Below are 25,638 nucleotides of genomic sequence, written 5' to 3'. Positions count from 1 at the left end.
AAAATAATTGAAAACTCTGCGGAGATTTCATCACAAAAAAATAATCTGAAATGACATTTCCTCTAAAAACGATATTGATTGACGACGAACCGCTTGCACTAAGCCGGTTAAAAAGATTGTTGGAAAAACATCAGGATACCTTTGTCATTGTTGCAGAGGCAAAAAACGGCGCAGAAGGTTTACTCGAAATTGATAAACACAATCCGGAAGTAATATTTCTTGATATTGAAATGCCGCTTTTAAATGGTTTTGAAATGCTTGCAAAATTGACCAAAATGCCTCTGGTGATTTTTTCAACCGCATATGACCAATATGCGATCAGGGCATTTGAGGAAAATTCCGTTGATTATTTATTAAAACCTGTTGAGAATGATCGTCTTCTCAAAACGATCGATAAAATCCGTAATATCCTTCAGGCAGGCTTTAAAACGGGAGAAAGCAAAAATCCCTATTCTGACAATCTGCTTCGTTTGCTTGAAGAAATGAAGCCTAAAAAGGAAATATTTTCATTGTCCGTTAAGTCCGGAGATCGCATTTTGTTAATTCCGCTAACAGAAATCACACATTTTGAAGCGGAAGAGAAATATGTTTTTTTGAATACCCTGGACGGGCAAAAGTATCTTCTCAATTATACGCTGACTTCACTCGAAGAAAAATTGCCTGCGCACTACCTTCGGATCAGCAGGGCCGGTATTGTGAATTCTCATCACATCAAAGAAATTCAGAAGCATTTTAATGGTAAATATATGGTAGTAATGCGTGACCGGAAAGTCTCTCAACTGCAAAGCGGAAGCACTTATACCGAAGTCATCCGTCATCTTCTTGATAATTAATCACCTTGCTTCACGGCGTCTTGTTCAAAATATTGATTTTGAAGACGCCATACTTATTCCTAAATTGCGCCCTTGTTAAAATCTGACGACTGTGTTTTTAGTTTAATGTGCTGTTTATCAGTATCTTTATGCTAATAACTTAAATTATTGTTGTTGAAATTTATTATTTTTCGACACAATTGGGTGACAAACTGCGTACACAAATGGGAACAGATGGTATGCATTGTGCGTCAGATTAAAAAAAACATCAAATAGAATTTATAAGATCGGCGTATAATGGTTCGTTTGTTTTTGTTAAAAAAGGTTAAAAGAGTTCAGGTATAATGAAAGAACTCATTGATTCGGGCAATCTGCCAAAGCACATTGCCGTTATCATGGACGGTAACGGGCGTTGGGCACAGAACCAGGGAGCGGCACGTGTATTCGGCCATCGTAATGCGATTAAAGCAGTGAGAGAAGTGACCGAAGGTTGTGCAGAACTAGGCGTTTCTTACCTTACACTTTATGCGTTTTCAACCGAGAACTGGGCTCGTCCTCAGTTTGAAGTGCGTGCTTTAATGGAGTTATTAGTCCAGTCTATCCGCAATGAAATTCCTACCATGCTGAAAAATAATGTACGGCTGGATACAATTGGGGACATGGAGAGCCTGCCTGTTAGCTGCCAGAAACAGCTTGCTGAAGCTATTGAAATCACTCGTGAAAATACGGGCCTGAATCTTATTCTTGCATTGGGATACAGCGGGAAATGGGATATTCTGCAAGCTGCCAGAAAGCTTGCGACCGATGTGCAGAAAGGAATTTTAAAGCCGGAAGAAATCAACGAAACTTTGTTGAATCAAAATCTTTCCACACAAAATCGTCCTGAGGTGGACCTGATGTTGCGTACGGGTGGTGATCACCGGATCAGTAATTTTTTGTTATGGCAGCTCGCTTATGCGGAGCTGTATTTTTATAAAGACCTTTTTTGGCCCGATTTCCGCAGGGAACATCTTTATGAGGCAATTTTGGCTTACCAGAAAACGGAACGTCGTTTTGGTAAAACCGGTGAACAAGTTAAAGCGAATGGAGCTAAGTAGAATTATATGAACCTGGTGAGAAACTTTATTAAAACATTTGTACAAAGTAATTGGGCACTAACAGGAGTTTTGTTATGCTGGTGTTTTTCGGCTGAGGCGCAAAAGATAGGATTAGGGAGCAATGCAAAGCCCGCAGCACCCACTGCCAACATGGGAATTGATCCGGCCAACCCCAAAGAATATACAATCGCAGAAGTTACAGTTTCAGGAACGCAGTTTCTGGATCCTAATTCTATGGTTTCTATTTCAGGTTTAAAACCTGGAGACAAGATCCGCGTTCCTGGTCCTGCTATTCCATCTTCTATTAAAAGAATGATGGATTTCGGTACATTGGATGATGTCGAAATTGCTGCTACCAAAGTGGAAGGCGAAAAAATCTGGCTTAACATCCACATCAAAGAACGCCCGAGACTTTACAAAGTTTCGTTTTCCGGTATCCGTAAAGGAGAAAGAGAAACGCTGAATGATAAAGTAAAGCTGATCAAAGGACGTGTAATTACACCGACAGTTATTAAAAATACACAGCTTGTAATCAAGAAATATTATCTGGATAAAGGTTTTTACAATACGAAAGTAAAAGTTCTTCAAATCCCGGATTCTACGCGTGGACAGGCTACTCTTAACTTTACCATCACAAAAGGAAGTAAAGTAAAGATCCAGAAAATTGACATTGAAGGAAACGAGGATATCAGCGATCGTACGCTGAAACATAAAATGAAGGGTACAAAGCAGAAACGCATTGGCCGTTTGTTTAACCCATCAAAGTATATTCCTAAAAAATACGACGAGGATAAAGAAAAGCTGGTCGCTTTTTATCGTAAAAACGGTTACCGTGATGCCACAATCGATTTCGATACCATTGTTAATAATGGCGAAACGATTAGCATTAAAATGAAAATTGATGAAGGTAAAAAATACTTTTACCGGAATATTACCTGGACTGGTAACTATTTATATCCATCAAAAGCACTGGGTGAAAAACTGGGCATCGCAAAAGGTGATGTTTATAATCCGGAAGAACTTGATAAGAAAATTAATGGTATTCCGGGGAATGATATCAGCTCGATCTACATGGATGACGGTTATCTTTATTTCCGTATCGAACCTACTGAAAAAGCAGTTGAAGGTGATTCGATTGATGTAGAACTTCGGATGTATGAAGGAAAGCAGGCAACGATCAACCGGATCATTTTGAATGGTAATACCAAAACAAGTGACCGCGTAGTATTGCGTGAACTTTTCACATTGCCGGGACAGAAATTCAGTAAAACTGAAATTATCAATACGCAGCGCCAGTTATCTCAAATGGGTTATTTCAACCCGGAGAAAATTGTTCCAAACCCGATTCCAAATCCTCAGGACGGAACGGTGGATATCGAGTGGAATGTGGAAGAAAAACCATCTGACCAGATTGAGCTTTCCGGTGGCTGGGGTGGATATATTGGTTTTGTAGGAACGTTGGGTCTTGTTTTCAACAACTTCTCATTACGCAATATTCCAAACAGAGAAACATGGAGACCGCTTCCATCAGGTGACGGACAGAAATTGTCTCTTCGTTTCCAGGCAAATGGTAAGCAATATCAAACGTATTCGCTTTCGTTCAGTGAACCATGGTTAGGCGGAAAGAAACCGATCAATTTTGGTGTTTCTTTACAACACACTGTTTACCGTGTAGCGAATTATAACTCGATTTATTCGACAGGTGGTTCAGGAAGTCTAAGCTACCGTGGTGGATATTATAACACCGGTATCACGTTTTCACTTGGCCGTCGTTTGAGAGAGCCGGATCGTAACCTTGTAATGACTCACTCGATTTCTTACCAACGTTATCGTCTGGATAGTTTGGATATTTTCCGGATCGGTTATAGCAAAGGGGTATCAAACAATATTTCATTCAATACAACGATTTCAAGAAACACTTTAAGTGATTTCCAGTTCCCAAGAAGCGGTTCGAATATCTCGTTAAGTATGACCTTGACTCCGCCATATTCTTTAATTCGTAAGAATGGTTACAAAGATATCAGCGATACATACCGTTGGGTAGAATATAACAAATGGATGTTTGATGCAACGTATTATGCAACCATTACCGGTAAGCTTGTAATAAGTGCCCGTACCCACATGGGTTATTTGGGTAGATATGGCAACAAACTTGACTTCAGTAAATTCGGCCGGTTTATTGTCGGTGGTTCGGGTTTAGCAGGTCAGGGGTCATTCTCACTGGCGGATCAGGACATTATCGGTTTACGTGGATACGAAGATCAGAAAGTTGGTCCATTGACAACCAGCGGGTATCCTGCTTCTGGAGGTGGTATTGTTTATAACAAATTTGTATCCGAACTTCGTTATCCGGTATCATTGAATCCACAGGCAACAATCTTTATCCTTGGTTTTGCAGAAGCGGGTAATAACTGGGGAAGTTACAAAGAGTTCAATCCTTTTGATCTGAAACGTTCGGCTGGTGTGGGTGCGCGTATCTTTATGCCAGCATTCGGTCTTTTGGGTATTGACTGGGGATATGGATTTGACAGTATCCAGGGGCAGACAAAAAGAAGTGGGGCACAATTCCACTTTACCATCGGTCAGCAGATCAGATAATATAATAGTTTGCTTTTCGTTAAAACAGTTTAAATTATTAGCGGGCCAGGCATGAAGAAGATTATTATTTTGCTAGTTTTGTCCTTTATTTCAATCGGAAAAGGAATAGCTCAGAAATTCGGCTATACCGATATGGAATTCATAACCAGTAAAATGCCGGAATATCAATTGGCACAAACGGAAATGAAAAAGTTTTCCGAGAAATGGGCTAAAGAAATTCAGGATAAATTTGCTGAGGTTGGCAGAATGCAGCGGGCTTATATGGCGGAGGAAGTTTTATTAACGGATGATCTCAAAAGAAAGAGGCAATCGGAAATAAAAGAAAAAGAGCAGGAAGCGCGGGAATACAACAGTAAAATATTTGGTATGGAGGGTTTGCTTTTCCAAAAGAAAAAAGAACTCATGAAGCCGGCGATGGAAAAAGTGCAAAGGGCAGTTTCCAAGATATGTATCCAGAAAAGACTTGATTTTATGTTTGACAAGTCAAGTGATGCCGGGATTATTTATTCAAATCCGAAACATGATTATTCGGATTATATTATGGAAGAGCTGGGAATAGATGGCCAGGCTGCAAAAGCAGCAAAAGAGGATCCAGTAAAGGAAAAATCGACGGTAGCGCCAAAGGAGAGCTCCCCTAAACAAAAAAGTACAAACAGTAAACTTAAATAGTAACAAAACAATGAAACAAAAATTGATAGTGTTTTTGGTCGCGATGGCCATGCTTAGTACCCCTCTTTTGGCACAAACAACTCCTGCTGGCGGTCTTACAAAAATTGGATATACCAATGTAGACTACGTCATCAGCAAATTGCCTGAGAGTAAACTAATGCAAAACCAAATTGAAGTTACCAAAGCGCAGCTTGACAAAGCGTTGGGTGAAACTTATAAAGAGGCTCAGGAAAAGTATGAAGCTTATCAGAAAAACGGTGCCCAGATGACTGACGTAATCCGTGCTGATAAAGAAAAGGAATTGCAAAATCTGCAAACCCGTATCACTGAAATGCAAACGAATGCACAACAGTCTTTACAAACGAAACAACAACAATTGCTAGAGCCTATTCTTACAAAGGTGAACAACGCAATTCAGGAAGTTGGTAAAGAAAGTGGTTTTCTTTATATCCTTAACATGGATGCAGGCCAGGGAACAACACCTATTATTTTGTTTGCAGCTTCGGAAGATAACAACGCGACGAATCTTATCCTTAGAAAATTAGGTGTAGATCCTGACAAAATCGAAGCAACAGCTCCTGCGGCTACTAAGCCTGGTGCCACTGCTACACCAGCAGCAACCAAGCCGGCAGCAACAGCTCCTGCGGCAGCTCCTAAAAAGAAATAATCCGGAGTTTTTAATAAGATTGTTAAAATATAAAATACCGGAGAATAGCCTTTTACAGGTTGTTCTCCGGTATTTGTTTTAGTACGGCTTCCATTCATACCAGGTTCTAGCCGGATTGTATTGAGTTTGAAATACATCCTTATTCAAAAAGTACAAAATAGCATATTAATGGATTCTTGTATTTGAGGCTTCTAAAAAAACAGAACTATTCAGAACGTTAAGCATACAGGATTTGTTAATTTTGCGTTATGGAGGTTGCATTCCTAAGCTCATAAAATAAATTATATTTCTGATATTATGGTTTTAAAAAATATCTTTTACTTTCTATTACTCACGTTAACCGTAATTTGGTCTCAACCGGTCTTTGCCCAGGATAATGCACAATCAGGTGGAAATACTGCTTTTCAGCTAATTTTTCCAAAAGAGACAGACTGGAATACATTATTGGAAGGAAAGGAAATAGATTTTCATTTGCAGACAAGAGGTGGAAAAAGTGATTCTGTCCGATATAATATTGCAAGTGGATTCAGACGTGACATGAAGTTTGATTCTTTAGGACATTTTATATGGACTCCAAATTATGATATTGCTGATCGTATTAACACGGTCAAATTATGGCCAATTGTTTTTGAAGCTACTAATCAGGCAGGCGAAACGGTTTCTCAGCAAATTGCATTTAAAATTGTCCATGTCAACAGAGCACCAGAAGTTGATGAATTAAAACCTTTTTACGTTCAATATAAAACCCAGAATACGTATCAGATCGATATGAATTCTGTTCGGGATACGGATGGCGATCCATTGGTGTTTATTCCTGTCCTCGAAGGAATGCCGGAGGGTATGAAAATGAGTGCGGCAGGTGAAATTGTTTGGGATCCTTCAACAACACAATTTAATTTATTAAAAAAGGGGCCAAAATTTATCGACTTCTTTGTAGAAGATCAGCCTTCAAAAGTAAGGACAAAAGGTCGTCTGAAACTGGAAGTAACGCAAATGGACCTTGAACCTGATTTCAAAGTTATACCACAAAATCAGGTGATCAGAAGTAAAGAAAACAACCGGATCAACCTGAAATTTACATTGTCGGATCCGAATGGAGATGATGATATCACAACTTTCGGTTTTGTTTCTGAAAATAAAAATGTTCCTGCTTCTGCTTTGGTAAAAAATGCGCCGACGAGTTACGAATTTATCTGGGAACCAGGATATGAATTTGTAAAAGATCCGTTTGATTCACTTGCATTCAATATTACATTTTACGTGTTGGATAAAGCGCAGAATAAAAAAGAAAGAACGTTACGTTTCATTATTGAAAATACCGTGAATGAGTCCGAACGTGATGCATACGTTTATGGCCTCTACCGCGGCGGACTTATCACTGCATGGAGTTTGCTCGAACAAATGAAAGAGAAGGAGGGTGAGCTTAAAAGATCATACAGCAGGGCGAAAAAAGGCAAGAGGAGCCGCTCGCTTATTAATGCATCTTTAGGAGCTACAACAGGTCTGGCTCCTGTTATTTCACCTAACAATGTTAATAACAGAGGTTATATTACTACGCTTGGCGGAACAACGGTTGCGACTATGGGAACGTTAGAAGCGACAGAAGTTATCGGTAAATCGACCAATAGCTTGCTTGATCGTTTTAATTATGTAATGCAGAAGAAAAATGAGTTGCAGAATAAGGGAGATGTTTTTTCCAGAGAATATGGACAGAAATCATCACGCCGTTCACCGGATTTTGTTCGTAAACTGGATGAGTTTAAGTCGTTAATGAACCTGAGCGGATTGGTGGCACTTGAACTGGATGCTAACTGGGAAAACAAAAAGGCAGCTGGCTATGACGATAAAAAGATAGACGTAGCACTGAAAAAGACTTTTAAGGATTTTATGCCTTTGGAAAAGGAAGAGCAATAAAAAGCGGGAGACTATCATCCTGGACATATTCAAAACCAAAAAAGAGAGCTATAAGCTCTCTTTTTTGGTTTTGAATATGTCGTATTAGAGAACCTGGGAGATGTTCTATTTTTCGGAAGTAGATTCTCCTGGTTTTGTTATCTCTTCATTTTCAAGATTAATCATGGAAGAAGAAATATCCTGAGTAGAATCAATATCTACATTTTCATTTTGTTTGACCTCTTCGCTTTCCGGATTTACCATAGAAGCAGAAATATTCCTGGAGGGGTCAATATCCGGATTTTCATCCTGGTTCAAAACCTCAACCGGAGTTTCTGGTGTTCTGGTAACTTCATTGAAACTATGCGGCTCTGAAAGGCTTTCTGCATCCTCTGGGTTGTAATGATTGTCTTCTACCTTAGTTTCTTCGTCAGGCGTATAAAAATGGCTCTGAAAGATAAGTATGCTGCAAACACCAAGGAATATACAGGAATCAGCAATGTTGAAAATTGGCGTTGAATAATACTGTCCGCCCCATACCGGGACCCATTCAGGAATAAATCCTTCCCAGAAATCCACAAAGATCATATCAATAACCTGTCCGTGAAACCAGGGAGTCGGCGAGCCATAAGGTGCGTTGTCCAGAAACACGCCATAAAAAGTACTGTCAATTACGTTTCCAACTGCTCCCGCAAGAATCATCGACAAGGCCCATAATAACCCTTTTGAAGCACCGCCGCGAGCAAGATGCACCAGATACCAGCCAATGGCACACATCGCCAGCAGTCTGAAAAGTGTTAAAAATAATTTTCCATACTCATGCCCAAGCTGCATACCAAAAGCCATCCCGGGATTCAAAACATAATGTAATTTAAGCCAGCTTCCAGCCAGTAATATCTGCCCGGAAAAACCAGGCTGCATGTATTTAAAAACCAAAAGTTTGGACAATTGGTCAACTGCAATTAATAATAAACTAAAAAGTAAATACCGGGCAGGATTTTTTGGTTGATTCATTCTTTATTGATTACAATTTATATCAATGTGCCTGTAAAAGTAATAAGTTCTTATAAAGAACTTACGCCTCGTCTGTGCATTTCACTTTTTACAAGCAGATACTCTCTGCTGCTTTGTCCGGCAATAGAAGTATTTTCTTCGGCCCGGCGGATAAGATAGGGGAGTACCGCATCGATAGGGCCATAAGGCACATATTTAGCTACGTTATAACCAACCTTCGCAAGATTGTAGGATATATTATCGCTCATTCCTAAAAGCTGAGCAAACCAGATACGGCTGTCGTCATTTTTTAAACCAAGCTTTTTCATTTTGCAGGTGCAATATTGTGAGCTATACTCATTATGGGTACCCAGGCAAATTGAAATATGGTCAACATTTTCAAGACAAAAATCGATTGCAGCATTATAATCCTTATCCGTTGCCTCTTTTGAAGTATGGATCGGATTAAAATATTCCTGCTCACGGGCTCTCATGCGCTCTTTTTCCATGTATGCGCCGCGAACAAGTTTACCCCCAAGAACATATCCCTTTTGACGTGCAAGCAGATAAGCACTTTTTAAAGCCTGCAAAGTTTCATGTCGGTAAAACTGGTAAGTATTGTAAACGATGGCTTTTTCTTTATTGTATTTTTCCATCATTTCATAAGTCAGGTCGTCAATTACATTTTGGATCCAGCTTTCTTCTGCATCGATAAAAATGCGCACGTTTAACTGATGTGCCTGGGAACAAAGTTTTTCAACTCTTTCTTTTACACGCTCATAAGCAGCAGCCTCAGATACAGAAAGTGGTTCCTTACGTTGTACTTTTTCGAGAAGGTCAGTCGATGCAATTCCGGTGATCTTGAAAACTGAAAATGGAATCGCAGTAGATTCCGAAGCCTTTTGAATGGTACGTAAAATTTCGGCAGCAGTAGCATCGAAACTATTTTCATCGTCTTCTCCTTCAACAGAGTAATCCAGAATGGTCCCAACGCTTGAATTGGCTAATGTTGAAATCGTTTGCTGGCAATCACTAATCGTCTCACCGCCACAGAATTGTTCAAAAATCGTATATCTGATAAGATTTTTTATAGGTAAGTGTAGCTTTAGAGCGATCTTTATAAAAAAAGTGCCTAAATTTACCACTCGAGCCTGATTCATTAAGCTAAATAACCAATAGGTTTTCCTGAGTTGAGAATCTGATTTTGAAGCAAATGCTATTGAAGTGTCTTCAAAAAATACAGGTATTTGATCTTTTTGTGAAGCGTACGCCATTTTTAAGTTTATCATAAGTGGGGTCTTCATGGTTTTTCATAAACCAATCAGGCAAAAGTTATACAAAAAAGGGTTGTAGGCTTTTGGAGCATCAAATGTACGGCAATCCATCAAATACGCATAATACCGAGTCGAAATATTATAGTTATCTTATTGTTTTATTAAGGACAAGTTTTTGAATATGAATGCTTCTTTAGATATCCTTCCGCTTAGTAGTTGGATCAATACCGAAGGAAAACCTTTGGTAATCGCCGGACCTTGCAGTGCAGAGACCGAGGAACAAATGTTGGAAACCGCAAGCCAGATCAAAAAAGAAGGATTTGCACACGTACTTCGTGCGGGAATTTGGAAACCAAGAACTCGTCCGGGAAGTTTTGAAGGGATGGGCGAAGCGGCTTTGCCATGGCTGCAGGCTGCAAAAAAAGAAACTGGATTGCCTGTTGCTATTGAGGTTGCAAATCCTCAGCATATAGAATTGGCATTGAAATATGGTGTAGATATTCTTTGGGTTGGTGCACGTACCACAGTAAATCCATTCAATGTTCAGGAATTGGCAGAAGCGCTAAGAGGCGTAGATGTTCCTGTTCTTGTTAAAAATCCTGTTAACCCGGATTTGCAGCTTTGGATTGGTGCTTTGGAACGTTTGAACCAGGCAGGTGTTAAGAAATTGGGTGCAATTCACCGTGGTTTCTCTAACGCACAGGAAACAAAATATCGTAATTCTCCAATGTGGAATATTGCGATCGAATTGAAAACTTTGTTCCCTGAACTTCCTGTGATCGGTGATCCTAGCCACATGGCAGGTAAGCGCTCATTATTGTTTGAAATCGCACAACGTGCGCTTGACTTGAACTACGACGGTTTGATCATCGAATCTCACCGTGATCCGGATAAGGCGTGGTCTGATGCTTCTCAGCAATTGACTCCTCCTGCTTTGGCAGAAATGTTGCATGACCTTCACGTTCGTAAAGAATCTTACCCTACTGATTACCAGTCTCAACTGGAAGTTGTTCGTGGTAAAATTGATAACCTTGACCGTGAATTGCTTGAAAATCTTGCAAACCGTATGTCATTGGTTGAAAAACTTGCTGAGTACAAACGTGATAATAACGTTGCTGCTTACCAGGTTGATCGTTTCCGTGAAGTTTTAGAAACGCGTGCAGCATGGGGAAAAAGCTTAAACCTTTACCCAAATCTTGTTGATGAACTTTTCAAACTTGTTCATATGGAATCAATCCGTAAACAAACTGAGGTTATGAATCAGATCAATGCTTAATTGCTGAGATCCGTTTTGATATAAAGAAAGAGGTCATCTTCTCAGGGAGATGACCTCTTTCTTTGACAGAGCACCTTTGTGATGTAAGTTGTCCCAAAGCCAGTACAATTCTATGTAACAGGGAGTGGCTGTCTGCCTTTTGAGGCGCCCATTTCTGTACTTGACACTAATACCATTTTACAATGATTGTATATATTTTACTGCCATAAAATTGAATATATGAATACCATATATGCGTTTTTTAAATTAATACGTTGGACCAATCTACTATTTATTGCTTTAACGCAATTGCTTTTTTACATTTTTATTTTTTTGCCACTATTTAATAAATATGAGACATTAAAAGTAGTATTAACAATTTTTTCATCACTATCCATTGCTTCTGCTGGGTATATAATCAATGACTATTTTGACTTAGAAATTGATAAAATAAATAAACCATATAATATAATTATAGGCATCATAATTCACAGTAAGTGGGCTATTTTTTGGTATTTTGTACTGAATGTTATCGGAATAATATTAACCCTTATTTTAATTGATTTTCATCATTGGAGTATTTTATTAATAAATATTATATGTGTCATTGTGCTTTGGTTCTATTCATACAGATATAAGAGATTACCATTAATTGGAAATCTTGTTACATCTATATTAACAGCTTGGACAATACTATTTATATTATTTTCTTTATTGTGTAATGTAAACTCCACCGGTTTAAATGAAATGATTATATTAAAATATTTTTTAGTAGGAATTGCATATAGTGTATTTGCTTTTCTTATTTCAATGGTTAGGGAGATTATAAAAGATATGGAAGATATGGAAGGTGATGAAATGTGCGATTGCAAAACACTGCCTATATTATTAGGTGTTAAGCCAGCAAAACATTACACTGAAATTATGTTAATAACCATTATCACTATACTACTATTTATACTATTTTTCATGCTTAAAATTGAGTTGTGGATTGAAGCAGGATATATTTTAATATTTGTAATTTCCCCATTGATATATGTACATTATAAAATAAAAAATGCAATTAGTAAAAATGATTTTTCCACTCTTAGTTTTATTACAAAAGTTACAATATTAACAGGAATTATTTCAATGATTTTTTTAAACATTAATTCGTTCGATATTTAAGATGATTTTATCTGGCCTGAATGTTATTAAAGGTTTCATTTTAGGATTTTGACCACTTGAAGTTATGCTGAAATTTTTCAAAAATGAAAATAGGAAAAACGACATTTCTGCAATAGCAAAATTATTCCCTATGCACATTCTTGGACCTGAGCCAAATGGGAAATAGTTTTTTGATCTTGTTATATTTTTATCTCTTATAAAACGATCTGGTATAAATTTAAAATTATCATGCCAATATGCCTTATCTGTGTGTAATCCAAAGAAAAACGGAATAATCATTGTATTTTTTGGGTATGAAATTTCATCAAAAATATCGTCTTCAATAGCCACTCTTTTTGTCCACCACACAGCTGGATAGAGGCGCATGGCTTCATGCAATGTTGCAATTAAATATTCGTTTTTTATAGACTCAAAAATAGTATTATTAGCAAGTGATTCGCTTAACTTTTCTTCTACATTTTTATTAACTGAAAGTAAGTATAATAACCATGAAATAGTATTTGCAGTTGTTTCATGTCCGGCAAAAAAAAGGGTGATGATCTCATCTACAATCTGTTCTATTGACATTGATTCGCCGGTATCTTCATATCTACTATTTATAAGTAAATTCAGTATATCTTTGGATTCATTGTCGCTAAATTTTCTTTCAGATACAATTTTTTTTAAAATATTTCTTAATCTCTTTACACTTGCACGTTGCTTATTTAAGGAACCTGTGATTGGATAGAATATTTTTCGTAATGGCTGATTAACGTCTTTTAATAGGAAGTCTTGCATTCCCATGAAAATTTCAATTATCTCTTCTATTTCCGAGTGAGATATGTTCAAATCAAATAGAGATTTTAATAGTATTTTAAATGATATGCTATTAATTATTGGGTATATATCTATATTCTTACCGATTGGAAAATCAATAAGTGATTCATTTATTGATTGTTCAATTAAACTATAAAGTCCTTGTAAATTTTCTTTGTGAAATGCTGGCTGAATTAATCGCCTTTGTTTGAGCCAATATTCTCCATCGGAAAATAGCAATCCATTTCCAAAATAGTTAATAGCTCTTCCGCGTCCAGGTTCTGATTTATTATAGTTTCTGTGGTTTTCTTTTAAAACATAATTTATAAAATCAGGATTTTGAGTTAATATGATAATTCTATTTTTCCTAATGGTTATTGAATACGTGCCAGAATAGGTATCCATGCTATCTGAAATATGCTTTACGGGATTTTTTAATAATGAACTTGACTTCATTATTGTTTGAAGAAAAGAATATCCTCTTGGTATGTTATACATTTTCTTATTTTAATCATAATATATATATTAATATTTTTTCAGTAAAATACTATACCTATTTTTTTGAAACTGATATAATATCGTCGTTTTTAAGGTGTTCTAAAAGTTCTGTAAATGCAATTTTAAACCATACAGTGTATAAATTTGACGTTTCTACGCTCATTATATCACGTTTAATATTTTCTAATGAATCGTACTTCCAAGAATGTACTTCATCTATGTTTGGATTTATAATTCCATCATATTTTCCTATAAATACGTGATCGAATTCATTTTCAATTAGACCATTATCTAGTGATGCATGGTAGCAAAAATGGAATACCTTATTTATATTTGTTTCAAAGCCAAGCTCTTCTCCCAATCTCCGGATAGCAGCCTGTTTAGTTAATTCATTGGGTCTAGGGTGACCGCAACAGGCGTTACTCCACAGACCGCCACTATGATATTTTGACAATGCCCTTTGCTGCAATAGCATTTCACCATTTTCATTAAATAGGAATATACTAAATGCGCGGTGTAAAAGACCTAATCGGTGCGTTTCTATCTTTTCCATCACACCTATTTCATTATCATCTTTGTCTATTAGAATTATTTTATCCATTAAAATGATTTATTTGCTTTGATTATCATTATTTCTAAGTGTGCATATTCACTTCTAAGATAAATGTCAGTTTCTTCTGAACTATTGCTCACTCTGATAACTGTGAGAATTATCTCGTTCATATCTTCTCTTTGTAATTGTAATTTCCGTTCATAAAATGCGTGGTGAGGGTTTTCTATTGCCCTTTTGATTGTTTTAATAATTAGAATTATCTGGGCAGCAAGGGCGCGTCTAATATTGAATGCTAATTGATCTCTATTTGTGGATTCGAAATTCTTAAATACTTTTGTATATTCTATGGCTTGTAGAACATTTGGCATAATAAATGAAATATACTTAAGTACTAAAAGTTTTGATTTATTGTGTTCTGGATTTTCAATTAGAAAATGTGATGTTATACCTTCTCTTTCCAGTAAGTCTCTGGGGATAAAGCAAATGCCTCTTTTTATATCATCTCCTATATTTTTGAGTATGTTACAGAGCTGTTTTGCAAAGCCGAATGATGGCGCTAGTGATTGTGCTTGTAGGAGAGAATGATTATCATTTTGTGTTTCGTCAAATAAGCTGTCTACAAATAGATCCGTTAGCAATGTGCCAACGACTCCAGCCACGCTATAACAGTAGTTTAGCAATGTACCCATAGTTGGAAATCCGGCTGTACCAATTTTTTTTTCATTTCGCGCGAATTCAGCCATTCCATCGGATAGAAAATTTAAATGAGGTTCAATAATTCTTATCACTTTTTCAGGCAGCGTATCGACATATGTCCAAAATTCTTCGTTTTCCTTTAAGAGTCCTATTTCTCCCTTATGAATGCTTGTTCCGGCATTGTCGATTATAGCAGTCAATTTTGGAATCCAAGTTTTTCTCTTTTCTTTATCCCAGACTAAAAACTTGGCAGAGGTCAGTGCATCATACCTAATTTCCCAATCAGCGGATGAACAATCTTCGATAGCATCATACGTACGCGCTATTAAATATGATATTGAAATCCATTCTGAGAGAGGACTTCCTAGTGATTTAACACTGGCGCTGAATGTTGGTGTCGTTGCTGTTATGTGCCTGTCAATGAACTCCATGCTTTTTGTCATAATGTATGTTGGTAATTAAAAAGTTGTATTTTAGTATTTATATTGAACTGAGTTATATGAGTATGCCGGAGGCACCTGAAGATAAAATTCTTCAGGGCACACAAAGACTTTTAGTGACCTATAAGGGTCACTAAAAAGAAGTTCCATAAGTTTCGTTGAGATGATTGGAAGCTATTGTCTTAGCTTACCGGATTATTATTTTGTTGACATAGGTTACGTCAACAAAGGAAGTTTTTTGAGAAAGGAGCTATTTGGTTTCATTTGTTTGATATGATAGTGGTGTAACTGAGATTAAACGTATTAGTTTATTAAGTGAAAACGTACTACCGCCCACTGCCGGGCGAAATGCTTTTTATATTTTATCTGATAATTTAAGTTGGGATTAGTTTGCTCGGCAATGTAAGAAGCAAATCACAGAAGTGCAAACGTAGGGTTAAAGTTTCTTTTTTTCTTCCAATCAAAGACCAAATGATCTTTTTGGGGCTGCCAAGTTATAGGCATAGTCGTCGGATTAGGGCGTCGCTAGCCAAGAGCCTGCACATTTCTTGAGACTATAACCAAACAATGTTTGGAATGAACATAGACTCTGTATTGAATATTTCTTTTGAATTTCTGAGGTGCCTTACAAATTCACAGCGAGCTCTTTGAAAAAGACATTCTTAGAAGATGAGGGACACATTGCTAGCAGTCTCAACATAGTACTACCCATTTTGAGGACCAAGGGGCGTTACCTTGGAAGGGTGCTGACGTATGATCAATATACAGTCATTTTAATTTAATTTTCTATGCTTCACAAATTGTTATTTCCAAAAGAGAATGCCGAGCTATTCGCATTAAGGTATGAAAGACAGATTGCTGATTCGCTTCGTCTGGATAAACAAAATCTTGAAGTAATGCTCAATACAATGAAGAGTGAAATACGGGTGTTGGACTATTTCAAAAGAGTATTGCTTGATGATGAGAATTTACTTTTGAGAGCTACTTATAATCATCACGGCAGATTTGCTTTAATTACTACTAGAAGATCGGGATATGGTGCGAATTTTCACGTTTTTCAGTTAGAAGAAGATTGGAAAGGAGGCACTTATCCAAGAGAAGCTTGTAAATTGTGGTACACCCAGAAAGGAAATGAAACCCTTTTTATAGATGGTATAGAATCACGAACCCGAAATAAAGGTGCAGGTAGCGTCGCAATGGAAATGCTGATTAAAGAAGCTATTGTATTAAATATAACGGAAATTTCGGGAAAGCTTTGTACAGAGCATTTAAAAAATCATGCAGATCGACTCATTGGGTTTTATGAAAAATTCGGTTTTAAGGTGACGTTACATAACGACAAGCCAGATGAAATTACAGGAGAGGTATTAAAGAAACTCTGAGGAGTTAATAGTCAATCAATGTAATAATTAGTTATAATATGGAAAGTTTGCCGGGTTATTTCATTTTTGCGCCGGACGCCGGAAATCGTACTGTTTCTGTTCATGCAGGCGGTATGATCGCTGCCATGAAACATATTTACAAAGCGAATCGATTGGTGGAGGAATTAACAAAATAATTATTTGAGGTTATATCGATTTAGCCAAATCGCTATAACCTCAAATTTTAGCAAGGCTGATCGTAAGCGTCTTCTCCTAAATTAAAACATCTTCTGCACCTCGCTTCATACAAATCGGTTTCCCCCAAAAGTACTCTTTCATTGGACGAAGAAAGCCGGTAGGAGTGAGAAGCAACCTCTCCGCAAACCATGCAGATTGCATGAACTTTTGTAACATATTCTGCGATTGCCATGAGTTGAGGCATACAACCGAAAGGTTTTCCAAGGTAATCCAGATCGAGTCCGGCGATAATCACGCGTTTTCCTGCATTCGCCAGCGCATCACAAACGCTTACAATGGATTCGTCGAAAAACTGTGTTTCATCCAGACCTATTACTTCCGCATTTGCAGATAACGCAATAATTTCAGATGAAAGATCCACCGGAGTTGCTTCAACGGAATTCTCGTTGTGCGAAACAATGTTCTCCACATGGTATCGTTTATCCAGAGCAGGTTTGAAGATTTGTATTCTTTGGCGCGCAATTTTGGCACGATTAAGTCTACGGATCAACTCTTCGGTTTTACCCGAAAACATAGATCCGCAGATAACCTCAATCCATCCGGTGCGCGGATGTTGGTGGTGTCTTGTATGAGAAGGCTCAATGAACATAGCAGCCGTGAAATAAGTTGAATCTGTAATTGACTGCCCGAACAGCCATTTTTTATTTATCTTTACAAATCAAACACATTTTTTAAACACTCTCGTTACAAAGCTCGTATTCGTTATGCCGAATAGTTTGAACTCAAATGCTCTAAACCAATATGCTTCCCGCTTCACGGCAACTGTCCTGAACGAAGTGTATCGTAATCAGGCTGTTGTAAAAGGCTCGGAATTACTCAAACTCACACCGGTTCGTCAGGTGAATCTGGGTATATTAAATCGTCTGTTTGACCAATGGAAAAATAACGCCCAGGCTTTTCGGAGCATATATTTTGATTTTGAAAATGACGAAGTAAAGGCTGCATTGCAAGCTTTTATGAATACTGTTTCTCAAAACATCGCTGTAAAACGTGCTGATCTTGAACCGTTACTTTTGGATTCGGTGAAAGACACAGTCACGTTGCTTTTCACACCAGAAGTTTATTTTGAAGAAAAGTTGAGAGCAATGCCTGAATCGGTTTTTACCCCGGAAAAAGCAGAACAGCTTTCAAAATATACACAAATTCATAATGGCATTGCAAAATCCTTAGCGCAGCGCCTTTCTGAAAGTGGCTCTGATTCTGTTTATATGACGCAGGTCATTGGCTGGTTGTATGAAGTCAAAAGTAATGCTGAAATTCTGGACGATGTGACTCCTTACGTCAGCCAGTTTTCGGAGATATTGAATCTTGATGCATCTGAATTGTTACCGGTAAGTAATCCGGTATATCCGCCAGCACCAACGGTTGGAAGACAGGAGCCTAAATCGTTTTTTGATTCGGCCCTTTCAGAAATTGAGACAATTAAGCCTACTATACCATCCGCTCCGCCTGTGCCGCAGCGTGTCGAACCAGGAGTGGAAATTCTTTCCAATATTGTTTCCCAAACACATTCTACTGAAAGAGAATCTCTGAATAATCGATTCAAGGTTGATGTTCCAAAAGTTTCTGATGAAAATCGGTATGGAAATGTTCAGGTCAAGGTGGAAAGTATTGCCGGATCAATTCCATTGGGACAGCGTTTTATGTTTGTCAATCAGCTTTTTAGCAAGAATAGCGAACATTTTGACAAAGCGATTTATGAGCTTGATCTTGTAAAAAGTTATGAAGAAGCGGAAAATCTGATCTGGCACCGTTATGCATCCAAATATGCATGGGATGTAAATGGAGAAGCTGTTTTGGCGTTGTTAGCCATTGTTAAACGCAAATTTAATTCGTGATATAATTTTTTGAAATAGCATTTTACCGGCGTAGTAAATATGAAAGAGCGATCTGCATATTTTACTCGACAGAAAAACTTCCTTCGATCCTTCGTTATTTTTTCGATATTATCATTTAAAAGCTTCGCCGACGGAAATCCTTTTCCCGTCGGTGCAAGAGCTTGGGGTTTGGCAAATGCGACAGTTGCCCGTTCTGATTACTTTGCGATTGGAAATAATGTTGCCGGACTCGGCGGGATTTCCACTTCAATAATTTTCTCTACTTACGATTCACATTACGGTTTTGACGGAATAAATACTTTGGGTTTTGGTGCAGTTTTGCCGTTATCAAAAGATCTGGGAACAGGATTTTCGATTCAGCGTTTCGGTGATAAAACTTATAACCAGATTGCAATCGGAATAGGTGCCGGGCATAGGATTAACCGATTCAGTTTAGGTTTGAAACTAAATTATTTACAAACGGCAATTAATTCGTCGACGATTACATTAAGCAAAAAAGCGTTGGTCTTTGAGTTTGGTGGAATTGCGATGATTTCGTCAAAACTGTATTTTGGTGCGCATATGTTTAATGTTACCCAATCGCACTATTCCGGCGAAACGCATGAAGATATTGATACCGCACTTAAAACCGGCTTTTTGTATAAGCCATCAAAAACCGTTCAGCTTAGTGCGGAAGTTGAAAAAGTTACGGCTTATCCAATAAATTTCCGGGCAGGTTTGGAGTATGAAGTAATGAATAATTTTTTTGTAAGAACAGGTATCGCTTCAAGACCGCAAACCAATCATTTTGGAGTCGGTTTTAAAGGAAGTAAATTTCATATCGATTATGCCGTCCACACACATCCGCAATTGGGATGGTCGCATCATTTTTCTTTGGGGTATGTGATTTTAGAGAAGAAAAAGTTAAAATAAATTACCGGATCAACCTCAAAAACATCTCCTTCGCCTCATCCAGCGCATTCAAGTCCAATAAATTCGTCTCCTTTTTTTCGATTATAAAATCAAGTAGTCTTTCCGTAGGCATGTTCCCAACCAGATCATCCTGAGCCATCGGGCATCCGCCGTAACCTAATAATGCTCCGTCAAATCTGCGGCATCCGGCATTATATGCTGCATCAATTTTTGTTTTCCACTCTTCCGGTTTTGAATGGAAATGTGCGCCAAATTCCAGATCCTGATTTGCAGGAATTAACTGGCTGAATAAAGAACTGATAGCATCAACAGATGCTAAACCAACCGTATCAGCCAAAGAAAAAATAGTTATTCCAAGAGAAGATAACTTTTCAACCCAGTGCAAAACGATTTCCGGATTCCACAAATCCCCGTAAGGATTTCCAAATCCCATCGAGATGTAGATAACCAGTTTTTTATTTTTTTGCTGACATAATTTCTGGATTTCCTGAACCCGGTTCAGCGATTCCAGAATGGTCGCATTTGTATTTCTCAGCTGAAAAGTTTCAGAAATAGAAAATGGATAACCCAGATAACTGATTTCATTAAAAGCACAAGCTTCGGATGCGCCACGTTCGTTGGCGATAATTGCAAGAAGTTTAGTAGAGGAATTGGAAAGATTGAGTCTGGAAACAATTTCGGCAGTATCCGAAACCTGAGGCATCGCTTTTGCCGAAACAAAACTTCCAAAATCGATGGTGTCAAAACCAACACGAAGAAGTGTATTCAGGTATTCAATTTTCTGATTGGTGGAGATGAAGGGATGGTGGCCTTGCCATGCATCACGCGGGCATTCAATGATTTTCATAGTGAATTTGTGATTTAATTCTGGCGCATCACACCTTAACATTTAAGCTTTGAATTATCTCTACAAATGGTATAACAAACTTATCTGGTACTTGGTTTTTACCACAAAGAGCACTAAGTTTTACACGAAGGGGACAAAGTGAAATAATACAACCTTTGTTTTTCTTTGTGTAAAACTTTGTGCTCTTTATGTTTATTTTATTTCAAAATTGGCGCTAAATCCTTTTCGTTTTCAGCTAGCCACGCTGTGATTTCTTCAACAATTTGGCGTATGCCAATTTTAGGTTCCCAACCCGTCATGGCGGTTACCTTGGTATTATCCGTCAAATAAAGACGTATATCAGCTGTCCGTGTTTCGGGAACGACTTTGATCGGAATTGTTTTTCCGGTTACTTCCTGGCAAATTTTGGTAAGCTCCTGCAAAGATGCGCTGCTTTGTAAACCGCCGCCTGCGTTCAGGATTTCTCCATTCACTTTGTCAAGATTATGAAGCTGCCAGTCGATCAAATGGTATAAGTCGGCAACGTGCAGCATATCGCGCATTTGTTTTCCGGTTCCACCGTAGCCAAAATAGCCCAGTTGCTGTTCAAAATAATGTTTTGCAATCCAAAGCACCATCACGCCCTGATCCACTTTTCCCATTTGCCATGGGCCTGTGATCACACCGCAACGGTTGATAACCGTACGTAAATTATAAAACTCATTATATTCCTGAATGATCAGTTCAGACGCCAGTTTGGTAGTTCCGTATAGAGAGCGGGCGCCATTTAAAGGGAAATCTTCTGAAATTCCTTTGGACGAAACACCCGGAACCGGCTGATCATCAGCCAGAGAAAATCTGGTTTCTTCTTCAACAAAATTCAGTGTTTCAATTGTTTTGATCGGGTAAACACGGCTTGTCGAAAGAAATATAAAAGCAGCTTTATGTTTAAGCGCGTAGTTCAGGCAGTTAACTGTTCCAACAAGATTTGTATTGATCAGGTAATCCGGCGTTCCATCTAAACCTGCCAAAACGGACGGTTCAGCGGATGCTTCAATAACAGAGTCAACTGCTGGAAAGGCGTCGAAATCTTCTTTGTTACGAATATCACCATGAACAAATTCTACTCCGGCCTGCTTTAACCGGCTAAGGTTCAGTTCAGAGCCGCGGCGTTTTAAATTGTCAAGTGCGAAAATCTGGTAATCAGGGTAATTTAGTTTGAGTGATATCGCCAGTGCCGATCCTACAAAGCCGGCTCCACCGGTAATAAGTATTTTCATGAATAATATTGATATATGAGAGATTGAATGAATGTGTGTCCATTTCCAACATCAAAGTTATGATCATTCAGCAAATTTGGGTAGTGAAGCAACGGATTTTTATGGAATGGAGTCGAATTAACATTTTAACCGTTTTGGAAATAAATATGCCAAGTATAAAGTAAGTAACTAATTTTAATAGCTTTAACACATAAAAAAGCTTTTGCAACAAATGCCGGCTTTGCTTCGTACGGAGTTAAAAGGTTATCGATATATGCGAATTTTTACTGTCTGCTTTTTCCTTGTTTATCATATTGCCGGTAGTACATACGGGCAAATGGCTGCTTTGCAACCTGCTGTGCCCGACAACGTCCCCGAATATCCGTTGGTACTTTACAGATCGGCAACAAAAGAAGTACAAAATCTGTACAATGGGCGCCTTTATTATATTTATGATTCGCGCGAAGAGGAACATCAGTTTTTCGTAGACCGGAAATATGAAAAGGGGGCCGTTTTTTATGATGGACAGCGTTATGACAGTATTCCTATGATGTATGATATTGTTAGGGATGAGCTGGTTATAAAACATATAAATGGTTTTGAACCCATTTTACTTCAATCACCAAAGGTTCGTTTTTTTACAATTTACAATCACAATTATCTTAACCTGAAATCCGGGAATGATATTAATCCGGACATGCAGACTGGTTTTTATGACCTTATTTACAACGGAAAAACAAAAACGCTGGCGCGCAGGATAAAACAGCGGCAGGAGAAAATTAACGAACGAAAAGTCATCGCCTTATTTCCTCAGAAGAATTTTTTCTATATCTATTCAAACGGAAAATATAACAGCGTACACACCAGAAAGTCAGTAACGAGACTTTTTCCAGGGCAGAAATCAGAATTACGCAAGGCATTGCGTGAGCAAAATATCAAATTTCGGAAAGATCGTGAAAGGGCAATTGTAACGATGGTTGCACGCTATGACGAATTAACTAAACAATGAAAATATTCAGAAACTTTACGATTCTTATCTGTGTACTTTTTTTCTCCCAGCTAGCCCGGGGGCAGAACGTCTCAGAACCACGTATCACGATCCATCTGGATTCTGCACGATTCAACGATTTTGTCAAAGATGTTGAAAGACAGACCGGTTATTTTTTCTATTATGACGCAGCGCGATTTGACAGCCTTACCATCGATCTGGACGTAAAAGACCAAACCATCAGAACGGTTTTGGACCAGGTTTTCCGGGGTTCAGATTTTACCTATGCACTGGATGCAGGCAAACGGGTTTATATCACCGAAGGCCAGAAGATCATCACACAGCTGCAACCGGGTTTATTTAATCCCAATAGTTCCGACGCATCAGAGCCCGTTGCTTATGTCGGGCCTGATAATGAGGCGCAGGAAAAACTGCTCTCAACGGCGGAAAGCAAGGTTCATGAAATTGGGGTGAAGCGGTATAAAATTCCGCCTGGCAATTCTACAATAACCGGATATGTCCGCAGTGCCATTACAGGTGAACCGGTAATTGGAGCCGCAGTTTTTATTGAAAAGCCTTCAATTGGTATAACAACCGATGCGCTCGGATTTTATGCGCTGACTATTCCGCGTGGCAAGCAAAGACTGAAAATTAAAAGTTTTGGGATGCGCGAAACCCAGCGTCAGGTCATTCTTTATTCGGATGGGAAACTGGATATTGAAATGCGTGAAAGTGTAATTGCCCTGAAAGAAGTTTCTGTGAAAGCCGGAATGGATAAAAATGTGGTAAGTACGGATATGGGCCAGGTAAAGCTGACGATCAAAAATCTGAAACAGGTGCCAACCGTTTTTGGAGAAACCGATTTATTACGGACTATATTGACACTTCCGGGTGTAAAATCAGTAGGAGAAAACAGTACCGGATTAAATGTCCGGGGAGGTTCAACGGATCAAAACCTGATCCTTTTTAATGATGCGGTGATTTACAATCCATCTCACCTTTTCGGATTTTTCTCCGCTTTCAATCCCGATGTTTTAAAAGATGTAGAATTGTATAAAAGTACGATTCCTTCAAAATATGGCGGCAGGTTATCCTCTGTACTGGATATCAATAGCCGTGATGGGAATAAAAAGAAATTTGTGGCGTCGGGAGGAATTGGTTTGGTTACGGGAAGACTTACTGTTGAAGGGCCGATCATAAAAGATAAAACTTCGTTTATTCTTGGCGGCCGGTCTACCTATTCGAACTGGATTTTAAAGCGTCTGGATGATAACAAATACAATAAAAGTGCAGCTAATTTTTACGATCTGAACTTGCAGATAAGCCATGAAATCAACCAGAAAAATAGTATTCTGGTGACGGCTTATATGAGCAAGGATAGATTCAGACTATTTGGCGATACCACTTATTCTTACCAAAACCAGCTTGGTGCGATTAAATGGAAGCATACATTCAATTCCCGTCTTTACAGCGAATTTACAGCAACACATAGTCAGTATAAATATCATACAGAAAGTCAGGGTTTGCCATTGAATGCTTTTGACCTGAAATTTGATATTAACCAGTCGCAGTTTAAAGCGGATTTTAATTATGTTCTGCATCCAAAACACACGCTGAATTTTGGTTTGAGTTCTGTTTATTACAAACTTCATCCTGGATCCTTTACGCCAAGAGGAGAACAATCTCTTGTGATTCCAGAGCAGTTACAGCAAGAACAAGCTTTGGAAAGTGCGCTTTATCTTGAAGATAAATTTGAGGTTAGTCCGCGTCTTTCGATCAATGCAGGTTTGCGCTATTCCTTTTATCAATACCTGGGGCCAAGAACGGTAAACAAATATGTGACCGGCTACCCGATTGATAAAATTTACGAAGACGGAACACAAACTTATGCTTCGGGGAAAAAGATCAAAGGTTACGGAGGGCCGGAATACAGGCTATCGATGCGCTATACGATTTACGACAACCTGGCGCTGAAAGTAAGCTATAACACCTTGCGTCAGTATATTCACTTGCTGACCAATACGATGACGGTTTCACCTACCGATATTTGGAAACTTAGTGATCAGTTTATCAAGCCACAAACGGGAGATCAGCTTTCTGTTGGCTTATACAAAAATCTTAGGGGAAATAAAGTTGAGGTTTCTTTGGAAGGATATTACAAAAAGATCCACAATTTCCTTGATTACAAAGGAGGAGATTCACTGATCATGAATCCGCGGATTGAAGCGGCTGTTTTGGGAACGCAGGGAAAGGCGTACGGGGTTGAGCTGATGGTTAAGAAAATGACCGGAAAACTAAATGGCTGGATCGGCTATACGTACTCACGAACACTTCTGCGCGCATTGGATCGTGAGTCTCCGGATGCTCCTAACAAGGGTAATTATTATCCGAGCAATTATGACAAGCCACATGATTTTACCATGATTACGAATTACCGGTTTACACATCGTATAAGTCTTTCATTCAATTTTACTTACAGTACGGGTCGACCATATACTCCGCCAATTGGTAAATATATTATTGATGGTGCCGAGCGGGTTTATTACGCAGACAGAAACCAGTACAGGATTCCTGATTATTACCGTGCAGATCTGGCCGTGAATATTGAAGGAAATCACCGGGTGAAAAAACTGGCGCATAGTTCCTGGACACTCGCGGTTTATAATTTATTAGGTCGGAAAAACCCGTCGTCGGTATATTTCCAGACTGTAAATGGACAGGTAAATGGTTATCAGCTCTCGATTTTCGGGCGGCCGATTCCAACAATTACCTATAACTTCAGATTTTAA

Annotated in this window: 22 protein-coding genes; 14 read left to right on the top strand and 8 right to left on the bottom strand. The window is 38.4% G+C overall.

Annotation, left to right across the window (positions count from 1 at the left end):
• The first annotated feature begins 50 nt into the window (after positions 1 to 50).
• From FDK13_RS22430 to FDK13_RS22405, 6 genes are all read left to right on the top strand, one after another.
• On the top strand, positions 51 to 833 hold the full coding sequence (locus FDK13_RS22430) for a LytR/AlgR family response regulator transcription factor (protein ID WP_137342261.1): 783 nt from the start codon (positions 51 to 53) through the stop codon (positions 831 to 833).
• Positions 834 to 1,156: 323 nt separating this feature from the next.
• Positions 1,157 to 1,909: an undecaprenyl pyrophosphate synthase gene (gene uppS, locus FDK13_RS22425; protein ID WP_137342260.1), complete on the top strand. Its 753-nt coding sequence runs from the start codon at positions 1,157 to 1,159 to the stop codon at positions 1,907 to 1,909.
• Positions 1,910 to 1,915: 6 nt separating this feature from the next.
• Positions 1,916 to 4,507 carry an outer membrane protein assembly factor BamA gene (bamA, locus tag FDK13_RS22420; protein ID WP_137342259.1) on the top strand — a complete coding sequence of 864 codons (2,592 nt, stop codon included), beginning with the start codon at positions 1,916 to 1,918 and terminating at the stop codon, positions 4,505 to 4,507.
• 51 nt (positions 4,508 to 4,558) lie between these two features.
• Entirely contained in the window at positions 4,559 to 5,176 is a 618-nt protein-coding gene (locus FDK13_RS22415; RefSeq protein ID WP_137342258.1) for an OmpH/Skp family outer membrane protein, read from the top strand.
• Between the two features lie 10 nt (positions 5,177 to 5,186).
• Positions 5,187 to 5,843 carry an OmpH/Skp family outer membrane protein gene (locus tag FDK13_RS22410; RefSeq protein ID WP_137342257.1) on the top strand — a complete coding sequence of 219 codons (657 nt, stop codon included), beginning with the start codon at positions 5,187 to 5,189 and terminating at the stop codon, positions 5,841 to 5,843.
• Positions 5,844 to 6,140: 297 nt separating this feature from the next.
• A complete protein-coding gene (locus tag FDK13_RS22405; RefSeq protein ID WP_137342256.1) occupies positions 6,141 to 7,757 on the top strand; it encodes a hypothetical protein in 1,617 nt (538 codons plus the stop codon).
• Positions 7,758 to 7,862: 105 nt separating this feature from the next.
• Here FDK13_RS22405 and FDK13_RS36185 read toward each other — a convergent pair whose 3' ends face one another.
• Positions 7,863 to 8,750, bottom strand: a complete 888-nt coding sequence (locus FDK13_RS36185; RefSeq protein ID WP_229216167.1) for a lipoprotein signal peptidase — start codon at positions 8,748 to 8,750, stop codon at positions 7,863 to 7,865.
• A gap of 50 nt (positions 8,751 to 8,800) precedes the next feature.
• The gene (locus FDK13_RS22395; RefSeq protein WP_137342255.1) at positions 8,801 to 10,003 is read right to left on the bottom strand and encodes a proline dehydrogenase family protein; all 1,203 of its coding nucleotides are present in this window, start codon (positions 10,001 to 10,003) and stop codon (positions 8,801 to 8,803) included.
• A 181-nt stretch (positions 10,004 to 10,184) separates the two neighbouring features.
• On the opposite strand from FDK13_RS22395, the gene FDK13_RS22390 reads away from it, so the two are divergent.
• Complete coding sequence (locus FDK13_RS22390) at positions 10,185 to 11,279, top strand: chorismate mutase (RefSeq protein WP_137342254.1); 1,095 nt, start codon at positions 10,185 to 10,187, stop codon at positions 11,277 to 11,279.
• A gap of 219 nt (positions 11,280 to 11,498) precedes the next feature.
• On the top strand, positions 11,499 to 12,425 hold the full coding sequence (locus FDK13_RS22385; protein ID WP_137342253.1) for a geranylgeranylglycerol-phosphate geranylgeranyltransferase: 927 nt from the start codon (positions 11,499 to 11,501) through the stop codon (positions 12,423 to 12,425).
• Here FDK13_RS22385 and FDK13_RS22380 read toward each other — a convergent pair.
• From FDK13_RS22380 to FDK13_RS22370, 3 genes are all read right to left on the bottom strand, one after another.
• Complete coding sequence (locus tag FDK13_RS22380; RefSeq protein WP_170982882.1) at positions 12,399 to 13,676, bottom strand: cytochrome P450; 1,278 nt, start codon at positions 13,674 to 13,676, stop codon at positions 12,399 to 12,401. The genes FDK13_RS22385 and FDK13_RS22380 overlap by 27 nt on opposite strands.
• Positions 13,677 to 13,773: 97 nt before the next feature.
• Complete coding sequence (gene idi / locus FDK13_RS22375; protein WP_137342251.1) at positions 13,774 to 14,319, bottom strand: isopentenyl-diphosphate Delta-isomerase; 546 nt, start codon at positions 14,317 to 14,319, stop codon at positions 13,774 to 13,776.
• The gene (locus FDK13_RS22370) at positions 14,319 to 15,410 is read right to left on the bottom strand and encodes a squalene/phytoene synthase family protein (RefSeq protein ID WP_137342250.1); all 1,092 of its coding nucleotides are present in this window, start codon (positions 15,408 to 15,410) and stop codon (positions 14,319 to 14,321) included. Before FDK13_RS22370 ends, idi begins: the two co-directional genes overlap by 1 nt.
• A 785-nt stretch (positions 15,411 to 16,195) precedes the next feature.
• Between FDK13_RS22370 and FDK13_RS22365 the strand changes: the two genes are divergently transcribed.
• Positions 16,196 to 16,789, top strand: a complete 594-nt coding sequence (locus FDK13_RS22365; protein ID WP_137342249.1) for a GNAT family N-acetyltransferase — start codon at positions 16,196 to 16,198, stop codon at positions 16,787 to 16,789.
• Between the two features lie 38 nt (positions 16,790 to 16,827).
• Complete coding sequence (locus tag FDK13_RS22360) at positions 16,828 to 16,965, top strand: S46 family peptidase (RefSeq protein ID WP_137342248.1); 138 nt, start codon at positions 16,828 to 16,830, stop codon at positions 16,963 to 16,965.
• Between the two features lie 47 nt (positions 16,966 to 17,012).
• Here the strand turns inward: FDK13_RS22360 and FDK13_RS22355 are convergent, their stop codons facing one another.
• Positions 17,013 to 17,615 (bottom strand): thymidine kinase, encoded by a 603-nt coding sequence (locus FDK13_RS22355; protein ID WP_137342247.1) that lies wholly within the window; start codon positions 17,613 to 17,615, stop codon positions 17,013 to 17,015.
• Positions 17,616 to 17,730: 115 nt separating this feature from the next.
• Between FDK13_RS22355 and FDK13_RS22350 the strand changes: the two genes are divergently transcribed.
• Positions 17,731 to 18,864 (top strand): DUF8457 domain-containing protein, encoded by a 1,134-nt coding sequence (locus FDK13_RS22350; protein WP_137342246.1) that lies wholly within the window; start codon positions 17,731 to 17,733, stop codon positions 18,862 to 18,864.
• 39 nt (positions 18,865 to 18,903) lie between these two features.
• Positions 18,904 to 19,776, top strand: coding sequence for a PorV/PorQ family protein (locus tag FDK13_RS22345; protein ID WP_137342245.1), 873 nt, complete (start codon positions 18,904 to 18,906; stop codon positions 19,774 to 19,776).
• A gap of 1 nt (position 19,777) precedes the next feature.
• Here the strand turns inward: FDK13_RS22345 and FDK13_RS22340 are convergent, their stop codons facing one another.
• Positions 19,778 to 20,623 carry a hydroxymethylglutaryl-CoA lyase-like TIM-barrel protein gene (locus FDK13_RS22340; protein ID WP_137342244.1) on the bottom strand — a complete coding sequence of 282 codons (846 nt, stop codon included), beginning with the start codon at positions 20,621 to 20,623 and terminating at the stop codon, positions 19,778 to 19,780.
• A gap of 197 nt (positions 20,624 to 20,820) precedes the next feature.
• Positions 20,821 to 21,882, bottom strand: coding sequence for an NAD-dependent epimerase/dehydratase family protein (locus FDK13_RS22335; protein ID WP_137342243.1), 1,062 nt, complete (start codon positions 21,880 to 21,882; stop codon positions 20,821 to 20,823).
• A gap of 253 nt (positions 21,883 to 22,135) precedes the next feature.
• Between FDK13_RS22335 and FDK13_RS22330 the strand changes: the two genes are divergently transcribed.
• Both FDK13_RS22330 and FDK13_RS22325 read left to right on the top strand, forming a co-directional pair.
• Complete coding sequence (locus tag FDK13_RS22330; protein ID WP_229216164.1) at positions 22,136 to 22,870, top strand: hypothetical protein; 735 nt, start codon at positions 22,136 to 22,138, stop codon at positions 22,868 to 22,870.
• The gene (locus tag FDK13_RS22325; RefSeq protein ID WP_137342242.1) at positions 22,867 to 25,638 is read left to right on the top strand and encodes a TonB-dependent receptor; all 2,772 of its coding nucleotides are present in this window, start codon (positions 22,867 to 22,869) and stop codon (positions 25,636 to 25,638) included. Before FDK13_RS22330 ends, FDK13_RS22325 begins: the two co-directional genes overlap by 4 nt.

Origin of the sequence: Dyadobacter frigoris, assembly GCF_005280585.1 — a bacterium.
Lineage (GTDB): Bacteria > Bacteroidota > Bacteroidia > Cytophagales > Spirosomataceae > Dyadobacter > Dyadobacter frigoris.
Note: the sequence above shows the minus strand (reverse complement) of the source record. Positions and strands in the feature narration are given on the sequence as shown.

What these genes read in the sequence shown, in the direction of transcription:
- FDK13_RS22340 (WP_137342244.1), bottom strand. Translation starts at nt 20,623, where the DNA reads ATGAAAATCATTGAATGCCCGCGTGATGCATGGCAAGGCCACCATCCC.
- FDK13_RS22390 (WP_137342254.1), top strand. Translation starts at nt 10,185, where the DNA reads ATGAATGCTTCTTTAGATATCCTTCCGCTTAGTAGTTGGATCAATACC.
- FDK13_RS22345 (WP_137342245.1), top strand. Translation starts at nt 18,904, where the DNA reads ATGAAAGAGCGATCTGCATATTTTACTCGACAGAAAAACTTCCTTCGA.
- uppS (WP_137342260.1), top strand. Translation starts at nt 1,157, where the DNA reads ATGAAAGAACTCATTGATTCGGGCAATCTGCCAAAGCACATTGCCGTT.
- FDK13_RS22430 (WP_137342261.1), top strand. Translation starts at nt 51, where the DNA reads ATGACATTTCCTCTAAAAACGATATTGATTGACGACGAACCGCTTGCA.
- idi (WP_137342251.1), bottom strand. Translation starts at nt 14,319, where the DNA reads ATGGATAAAATAATTCTAATAGACAAAGATGATAATGAAATAGGTGTG.
- FDK13_RS22355 (WP_137342247.1), bottom strand. Translation starts at nt 17,615, where the DNA reads ATGTTCATTGAGCCTTCTCATACAAGACACCACCAACATCCGCGCACC.
- FDK13_RS22380 (WP_170982882.1), bottom strand. Translation starts at nt 13,676, where the DNA reads ATGAAGTCAAGTTCATTATTAAAAAATCCCGTAAAGCATATTTCAGAT.
- FDK13_RS22410 (WP_137342257.1), top strand. Translation starts at nt 5,187, where the DNA reads ATGAAACAAAAATTGATAGTGTTTTTGGTCGCGATGGCCATGCTTAGT.
- FDK13_RS22365 (WP_137342249.1), top strand. Translation starts at nt 16,196, where the DNA reads ATGCTTCACAAATTGTTATTTCCAAAAGAGAATGCCGAGCTATTCGCA.
- FDK13_RS22395 (WP_137342255.1), bottom strand. Translation starts at nt 10,003, where the DNA reads ATGGCGTACGCTTCACAAAAAGATCAAATACCTGTATTTTTTGAAGAC.
- FDK13_RS22385 (WP_137342253.1), top strand. Translation starts at nt 11,499, where the DNA reads ATGAATACCATATATGCGTTTTTTAAATTAATACGTTGGACCAATCTA.
- bamA (WP_137342259.1), top strand. Translation starts at nt 1,916, where the DNA reads ATGAACCTGGTGAGAAACTTTATTAAAACATTTGTACAAAGTAATTGG.
- FDK13_RS22330 (WP_229216164.1), top strand. Translation starts at nt 22,136, where the DNA reads ATGCGAATTTTTACTGTCTGCTTTTTCCTTGTTTATCATATTGCCGGT.
- FDK13_RS22370 (WP_137342250.1), bottom strand. Translation starts at nt 15,410, where the DNA reads ATGACAAAAAGCATGGAGTTCATTGACAGGCACATAACAGCAACGACA.
- FDK13_RS22335 (WP_137342243.1), bottom strand. Translation starts at nt 21,882, where the DNA reads ATGAAAATACTTATTACCGGTGGAGCCGGCTTTGTAGGATCGGCACTG.
- FDK13_RS22360 (WP_137342248.1), top strand. Translation starts at nt 16,828, where the DNA reads ATGGAAAGTTTGCCGGGTTATTTCATTTTTGCGCCGGACGCCGGAAAT.
- FDK13_RS22325 (WP_137342242.1), top strand. Translation starts at nt 22,867, where the DNA reads ATGAAAATATTCAGAAACTTTACGATTCTTATCTGTGTACTTTTTTTC.
- FDK13_RS22415 (WP_137342258.1), top strand. Translation starts at nt 4,559, where the DNA reads ATGAAGAAGATTATTATTTTGCTAGTTTTGTCCTTTATTTCAATCGGA.
- FDK13_RS36185 (WP_229216167.1), bottom strand. Translation starts at nt 8,750, where the DNA reads ATGAATCAACCAAAAAATCCTGCCCGGTATTTACTTTTTAGTTTATTA.
- FDK13_RS22350 (WP_137342246.1), top strand. Translation starts at nt 17,731, where the DNA reads ATGCCGAATAGTTTGAACTCAAATGCTCTAAACCAATATGCTTCCCGC.
- FDK13_RS22405 (WP_137342256.1), top strand. Translation starts at nt 6,141, where the DNA reads ATGGTTTTAAAAAATATCTTTTACTTTCTATTACTCACGTTAACCGTA.